Annotated in this window: 7 protein-coding genes and 1 pseudogene; all 8 read right to left on the minus strand. The window is 35.3% G+C overall.

The annotated features are described in order from the left end of the window. Positions 1-263: 263 nt before the first annotated feature. Positions 264-626, minus strand: a complete 363-nt coding sequence (locus C9J37_RS26790) for a hypothetical protein (protein WP_137067747.1) — start codon at positions 624-626, stop codon at positions 264-266. A gap of 2 nt (positions 627-628) precedes the next feature. Then, the gene (locus C9J37_RS26795) at positions 629-2,938 is read right to left on the minus strand and encodes an RHS repeat domain-containing protein (protein WP_107897837.1); all 2,310 of its coding nucleotides are present in this window, start codon (positions 2,936-2,938) and stop codon (positions 629-631) included. Positions 2,939-3,660: 722 nt separating this feature from the next. Continuing rightward, positions 3,661-3,987: a hypothetical protein gene (locus tag C9J37_RS28830; protein WP_201262232.1), complete on the minus strand. Its 327-nt coding sequence runs from the start codon at positions 3,985-3,987 to the stop codon at positions 3,661-3,663. Further along, positions 3,968-4,638, minus strand: a pseudogene (locus C9J37_RS29580) (RHS repeat-associated core domain-containing protein). Before C9J37_RS29580 ends, C9J37_RS28830 begins: the two are co-directional and overlap by 20 nt. Positions 4,639-4,832: 194 nt before the next feature. Then, positions 4,833-5,291, minus strand: coding sequence for an Imm44 family immunity protein (locus tag C9J37_RS26815; RefSeq protein ID WP_107897840.1), 459 nt, complete (start codon positions 5,289-5,291; stop codon positions 4,833-4,835). Positions 5,292-5,466: 175 nt separating this feature from the next. Further along, positions 5,467-5,925: an RHS repeat-associated core domain-containing protein gene (locus C9J37_RS29500; RefSeq protein WP_107897841.1), complete on the minus strand. Its 459-nt coding sequence runs from the start codon at positions 5,923-5,925 to the stop codon at positions 5,467-5,469. 658 nt (positions 5,926-6,583) lie between these two features. After that, positions 6,584-7,120, minus strand: coding sequence for a hypothetical protein (locus tag C9J37_RS26830; protein ID WP_107897843.1), 537 nt, complete (start codon positions 7,118-7,120; stop codon positions 6,584-6,586). Beyond that, the coding region (locus C9J37_RS29280) for a hypothetical protein (RefSeq protein WP_235617268.1) at positions 7,120-7,419 on the minus strand (300 nt) is incomplete at its 5' end. The genes C9J37_RS29280 and C9J37_RS26830, both read right to left, overlap by 1 nt.

Below are 7,419 nucleotides of genomic sequence, written 5' to 3' on the forward strand. Positions count from 1 at the left end.
GTTCTTTTTTTGTGAATAATCTTTTTGTCATTAGTTCCGCTCCAACATCTTTTTTTCTCATTATAAACAAAAAGCCCCTATCAGTAGGACTTTTTTCAAAGTGTCTATCTGATAGGGTACATTTTATACGCATGCCGGGCTTTTTTCTGCAAGAGCAATCAAAAAACACTTATTACGATATGTTCAGATACTACTCTCATAAGATAAAGGTAAATAGTAAAAAAACGGAATTAAGTAATTCTGAATTTTCATTACATTTTATACTAATGCGGATAGATTCTTCGATACTGTTCATCTGCATTCGTTTTTGACCAAATACCATATTGCCAATTAATCTTGTTATTTTTAAATCTCATTTTTAAATCTGATTCAATTTTTTCGTAGTCAAATGCTACATTTGGATTTATCTGTATTTCTAAAGTGTGATTCTCATCGCACAACACTTCACTCAGCTCATCAATGCGGTCAATAATCAGTATTTGATAAACATCTGTACTTCCTTCAGCTATATTTCGACCTTTCTTATTATTATAAGGAAGTTGAATGCCAAATGTTTTTTCCATCTTATGAACCAGATCTTCAAAAGGGATATCTTCTAATAAAACTACACTTAAATATTTTTTCATAATTAATGACATCCTAAATGGACTTGAACGTCTCCCTCCCTAGCAAGTGCGCTTAATTCATGTGATTTAAATATCCTGAATCCGAATGATTCATCTCTTAATCCTGGGAGAGCTTCTCTTAGTTTACTATCAATTGAAGCTTCGATTTCACTCATACCAGGAATTTTTCCTGCCACACGTCGTCTGTTAGTGAAAATAGGATCATTTGCTAAGAAATGAGATTGAATAAAACCATCCACATCGAAACTAGAAGGATTAAAAGGTCTTGCTAATGCAGAGTCATGTGCTTTACTGATGCCACTTGCAACACCGCCACGATATCCAATAGTTGCATTCGGATCAATTGCTTGTATTGCAGGCAGATGCTCCATCAAAATTGAATTCACTTGTTCCTGAATACTACTTAAAGGACTTAAGCCAAATGGATCAACAAATCTATTCGGGTCAGCTACATACCCATACAACGTCGGATTATTTCCAGCCAATCCAATTGGATCTTGTTGAGTGTACATGCCTATACTTGGATCGTAGTATCTAAAACGATTATAATATAACCCGGTTTCCAAATCATGGTATTGTCCTTGAGAGCGAAAAGGTATAAAGTCTATTCCAAATTCTTCTTCAGAAGAACTGTCATCATTATTTTTGTTGTTATCCAAGCCACTACTCAAATTTTGATACTGCCCTTGATACCTAAACGGAATGAAATCTTTCTCACCCGTAAACTCTTTCACTCGTTCATATACATCAAGCTCAGCCGACCAAACCTTATGACCTTGTTCATCATAGGCTTCGACAGGCGTTCCTAGATAATCACTAATAATACTGTAGCTACCTTTATTCGTGATTTTTGCTGAAGGGACAAAACTATCATTGAATACCCATGTAACGAGACTGTCTAAGTCATCTGTCTGTGAGGCATTCTCCACTGAATTATCCTGCGAGAAATACTCATGTAAAATCGTATTGCCATCCCACACAAAATGAGTAGCTTTACCTTCCGAACACTTCTCTATTCGCCTACCTAATGAATCATATTTGAAAGTAACTTCCGTATTATCTGGCTTCATGACCTTCGCCATCATGCCATTGCCATAGTACTCGTACTTCCATGTATCTCCATTATGTTCGACTTTCTCTACGAGATTTCCTTCTTCATCATAAGAGAATTTGGCATCTTTCGTTTCAAGTAATCTACTGCCAGCGCCGTAAACACGGTCTTTTTTATCTTTTGTTTCATATAAATTGCCGACATCATCGACGCTACGGTATAAGAAATCAAATTGACGACTGTCTTGATTGGCCCACACGAGGTTACTAAATTCGTCGTAACCATAAGTCACTTTTACACCCGTTAGCTCGTTGACCATACTGCGTAATTGATGGTTGACGTCCCAATTGTAGGCGCGTCTTCGGGTATCGCGGCTTTGGCTACTTACTCTATGATGTGTTGGTCGACCTGTAATATCATATTGCCATTTACTAATAACATCCCCTGGTAGGATTCGCTCAATCTCTTGACCGAGTTCATTGTACTGCATCGAGGCTGTCCACTGGGCTTGCTCGGAGCGAGAGGCGGTCATTTGTAAGACATTGCCCAATTCATTGCGCGTGACATCGATTTTAGCACCAAGGCTACTTATTATCTGTGAACGATTGCCTAACTCGTCATAGCTACTCGCAATCCAATGGTCGTTTTGCCATTCTTTGATGACTTGTCCAGATGGGTCTCGTTCTAGCTTAACGGTTATATGCTCATTTTCCGTTTCTTGTAATGCGCCGTTTTTGTCATAGCTAAATGTTTCCCACGTACCATCATAGTAGTCAGAGCGAATAATATTTCCTAGCGCATCGTGCTGATACGCTGTCCAACGATTCCCTGGTCGTTGAATCTGTTGCACGATTCCTGCGAGGCTTCGCTCATACGATTTTTCCATGTCATCAAAGCCGATTTCCTTGATAATATTACCTTTGGTATCGCGTTCAAAGGTATATGCTTCGCCTCTTTCATTGATCACAGCGGTTAATTGCTCCTCTGTATCGTAGGTGAATTGTACTTGCTTGCCACCTTGTTTGCGAGACGTTAGGCTTCCAAGAATTGTGTAGTCAAAAGCGACTTGTGTATGGTTATCCTTTGCAAAAATAATATCATCATAGGCATTGTACTTTAGTTGAACGTCGTTACCATCAGATAGATGGGCACGAACAAGGCGATTTAAATGGTCATAATGGAACTTTTCCGTGGCTCCAAGCGGATTAGTTGTGCTTATGCAGTTCCCACGCCTGTCGTATGTCCATGTTGAACTTCCCATCTGGCAATGTGACTTGGCTTAAGTTTAGATCAGCGTCATACTTATTTTAAAAATTCATATCTTTAATTACGAAACAAAAGGGCAACAAAACCCTTAAATGGTTTTATTGCCCTTTAACTTGATTACACATTAAATAAAGCATTTTGCAAAAATTGATATATTTAATGTGATGAATCAATTATATAACACCGACAATGCTATATTTTAATTAACATTAGTTTCCAACGCGCTTCTTAATTCATTACTATTTCACCAACTCTTGCACCTGTGGTAACTGTAACTATTTAAAAATCCATGCCTCGAACCCCTTCTATAACTTTTTAAATCTACATTAACTTTGGAGAAGTTATATTTGCTATCAAACGGATTGGACTTTTTACTATAGATTTATTCTAAAATCACGTGGAAATCCTTCCCTTTTATAACTGCTTTAAAATTTCTGTTTATAAAAATTAATATCTTTTCTGATTATATCTTTTCATAAACAGTTCTTTCCTGTGGTGTGATGTCTATACTATCGCTAAATTGCAAACCTTTTAGATTTGCCTCAAATAGTATCTGCTTCATTTTTTCACTTATAATAATCGTTCGATGCATTTCTTTACATCGTACAATATCATAATTACTATCATTTAAAAAAATATCTTCTTTCAATTTCATATAATAAAACATGTAATTTGGATTATTAGGATCAAAATTCGTCAGTCTATATTCACTATCTTCTAATATGGTAAATTAATAGCGTAAAAACCTTCAATTTTTTCATCTTCACAATACATTTCTACTTCAAAGAATTGAACATTTTTGGTATTTTCCTCTAATATTTCTTTTAATCTTTTACTTATCAGCTCAGGCCCTGATGATTCCAATATAAGTGCTTTTTTTACTTTGTTCAAATCAGCCTTTTTTTGAACAGTATAGAAAAGGGGTAATTCCGTTTCAAAAAAAGATTTTCCTTGCAGAAATTCTTTATAATCAATTGATATTTCATTATTATAGGTAACCAAATTGTTTGTATTCTTTGTTGTGCTAATAATGTATCCTCTCATGCCTAACATCCTTTCGTTTTTTTTGCAAATCATCCCCAATATTTTCTATAATGTCATTTAAATGCATTCGTTTTACATCATTATTTGCATTTAAAGCTTCAATTTCATCAAGTTTCAGACTTATAAAGCTATCATAATCCCGATTATGTCTGCCTTTATGCACTGTTCGGGTAGGATCTAGTTTGTTGGTAGTTGGACAATATTACTACTTTGGTGAACATCAAATCCTAATCTATCTAAAAGAAGATGCTTCATAGACTGTGGAATGATATGATGTTTTTGATACCCAGGCATCCTTGGCATTTGGTGGTAGTCCCCTTTTAAACCAAATACATCTAACAAGTTATTTGGATTATTTACATACCCATACAACGTAGGGTTCCCACCAGCCAACCCAATTGGATCAACTTGCGTATAATTCCCTTGCTCTGGGTCGTAGTATCGGAATCGGTTATAATACAAGCCAATTTCTACATCTTCATACTGCCCTTGATATCTAAATGGGATGAAATCTTTCTCACCCGTAAACTCTTTTACTCGTCCATACACATCAAGCTCAGCCGACCAAACCCGTTGACCTTGTTCATCATAGGCTTCGACAGGCGTTCCTAGATAATCACTAATAATGCTGTAGTTGCCTTCACTCGTTATCTTAGCTGAAGGGACAAAGCCATCATTGAATACCCATGTAACGAGACTATCTAATGCGTCTGTCTGCGAGGCATTAACACATGTAGAGGGAAGTTTTTAGCCTCACCTTTCATGTGTTCATTTTTACTCGCTTATTTAATTTTGATTTACGTATTCACAATTCTAACTACTTTCTTGCAGTCCATAATCCTCGATTACTTATCAAGGTCTGAAGACCAATCAATTTCATCTCTAAACCAATTCTCTACTTTTATTGGTCCACAATCCATTTTTATAGGAATTTCTTTCCCCCATTTTATAATATCATCAATGAATTCTTCGTTATCCAACCCTTCAAATGTTCTCTCTTTCAATGCTTTTCTTAAATATTCAATAAAGATATTTCCTAGATGATATCGTTGTTCAATCTTATGCATTTTTATATAATCTTCCAATTTCACAGAAATATCAATAGCCAAACAATTATCTTTTTTTGTATATCTAATAAAAGATTTTCTCTTATAAGATTCTGGTAAACAACGAAATCCTACTAGAATAGTAACATCTACATTGGCATACTTACTATGAATTCTAGGTTTTAAATGGTTACGCAACTCACTAGCTAATTCTCCAACCTTTGAACTCGCCGTATCAGTTATAATGTTAAATTGCATATCATATCATACCCTTTCAAATTTAATGGCGACATTTATTTCCTGGTGGTAAATGTCCTTTCCATTGTTCATAACCTCGAATTTTTAGATTTTCTAAATGTTTTACAGTAGCATTATTACTATCTGTATGCAATATCTTCATTTCTACACCAGTTCTATTTAAATATGCTAATGATTATCTTTTCAAAGCATTTTTTGAAGTTCCGATTTTCCAAAGTTCTCCCTCTTTTAAAAATACCTCACCAACTGGATTTTTCTTTCCCCATTCCATTACATTATACCAACCATCTTCCAATACAAGTAACGCATATAAATCATCAAGTCCAAATGGGTCTATTTTTAAATTGGGATTATTCACATATGCATACAAAGTAGGATTCCCACCAGCCAGTCCTATCGGGTCAATCTGTGTATACAATCCGTCCTCTGGTGAATAGTATCGGAATCGGTTATAATACAAGCCACTGCTCAAATCATGATACTGCCCTTGATACCTAAACGGAATGAAATCTTTGTCACCCGTAAACTCTTTTACTCGTCCATAAACATCAAGCTCAGCCGACCAAACCTTATGACCTTGTTCATCATAGGCTTCGACAGGCGTTCCTAGATAATCACTAATAATTAAGCGCATGATTCTGTTGCGCCCATGGAGATGCTTTCACCTGCAAAGGTGATCGTATCATAGGCTGTTAGTGTAAGCGGTTGCTTACTACGTACTTCTACTCCGCTGCCCTGATCCAGCTTTAGGAAAAGGGTGCCTTCCTGTGCGGTAAACGTCACCGATTGTGAGCTAACTTGATGTCCTTGCCTTTTGGCGTACCCTAGTAGGACGTTTTCGGATTGGCTGTTTTTAGATTGGATTCCCCGTCCCTTCGTACACTGCTGCTTCCTCCTGATGTGTCGGGAAGGCAAGGTGGCAACTATCGTCTTCGTTTGGTTAGAAATAGTCATTTAGTGCTAAAAATAACCCATATATTAACCGAATTCCATGGTTTTATGGACTGTTTTTGTCGTAAAAATTCCGTATTGCTTGAATACAACTTCTTAATTTGCTCTCTATGATTCAGTTATTTTGCTGTAAATGTTCATTAAGATTAATACTACTATTTACCACCTAGTACTAAATAGTAGTATTACATTTAAAAATAAAAGACGGTGACACCTTTCTAATGACCTCTTGCTATTCGTACATTATTTCCTAAAAAAATGAAATGCGTACTAGGTAGCTCGATAAGTATACTCTATTTAATCCAAAGCTGAAGAAGAAAAATTCCACCTATTTTCAACAATTATGATTCGAGATCTAGGTAAATATTTTCGAATCTTATTATTTTCTTTTCAGCTGATTCCTTTTTAATCTGAATCCGATAGTTGCACTTTTGATAAGTATGACTACTGTCTATTACTTCTTCATAAATACTCATATCATTTACACCTATAAAGCAATTTATAAAATCAACAAACAACATAAGTATTTCTTTATGTGTCAATTTCCTAAGAATACCTTCATACACAACATTATATTTTGTATCACTTATTGTATAATTACTTTTTGCTTTTTCATCAATGAACATTATTTCTTCATTTTTAATAAATATTGAAGTTTGGCAACCCATAAAACTAATATATAGTTCTTCTTTATCTCCATCCAGACAAACTATTTCAATTTTTCCGTTTTGGAAATCTGGATTTTCCTTATCTTCCGTTAAAATCTTAATCATTAGATTCGGTTTATCCTTTAGTGGTTTAACATAATAATCTAAAATTTCCTCGTTACTGAATCCCATGCAACATTCTGACTCTTTATATAACTCTTCGATATTCATTAATCAAACTCCGTCCCCTCAATAAATTGTTTATCCGAAATTTTGGTTTGACATCTTTTACATACTGGAATACTGTTTTCCTTTCTCGGTCTAATTGCATCTGTCATAATAATAATTTGATGGTTCCCTCCTAACTGCGCAACAACTAAATCTTCAGCACAAATAGGTTTTCTGAACTGAACCCCGAATAGTGGACACTTTAAAAAAGTGGACCTATTCGGGGTTTTTCTATTTTCAACGTTTGAAAACCCCGTTATACTAACCATACCATTTATGAACGGGAGCACATCATGAGTAAA

The sequence above is a fragment of the Lysinibacillus mangiferihumi genome (genome assembly GCF_003049665.1).
Lineage (GTDB): Bacteria > Bacillota > Bacilli > Bacillales_A > Planococcaceae > Lysinibacillus > Lysinibacillus mangiferihumi.

What these genes read in the sequence shown, in the direction of transcription:
- C9J37_RS26795 (WP_107897837.1), bottom strand. Translation starts at nt 2,938, where the DNA reads ATGGGAAGTTCAACATGGACATACGACAGGCGTGGGAACTGCATAAGC.
- C9J37_RS26790 (WP_137067747.1), bottom strand. Translation starts at nt 626, where the DNA reads ATGAAAAAATATTTAAGTGTAGTTTTATTAGAAGATATCCCTTTTGAA.
- C9J37_RS28830 (WP_201262232.1), bottom strand. Translation starts at nt 3,987, where the DNA reads ATGAGAGGATACATTATTAGCACAACAAAGAATACAAACAATTTGGTT.
- C9J37_RS26830 (WP_107897843.1), bottom strand. Translation starts at nt 7,120, where the DNA reads ATGAATATCGAAGAGTTATATAAAGAGTCAGAATGTTGCATGGGATTC.
- C9J37_RS29500 (WP_107897841.1), bottom strand. Translation starts at nt 5,925, where the DNA reads ATGCGCTTAATTATTAGTGATTATCTAGGAACGCCTGTCGAAGCCTAT.
- C9J37_RS26815 (WP_107897840.1), bottom strand. Translation starts at nt 5,291, where the DNA reads ATGCAATTTAACATTATAACTGATACGGCGAGTTCAAAGGTTGGAGAA.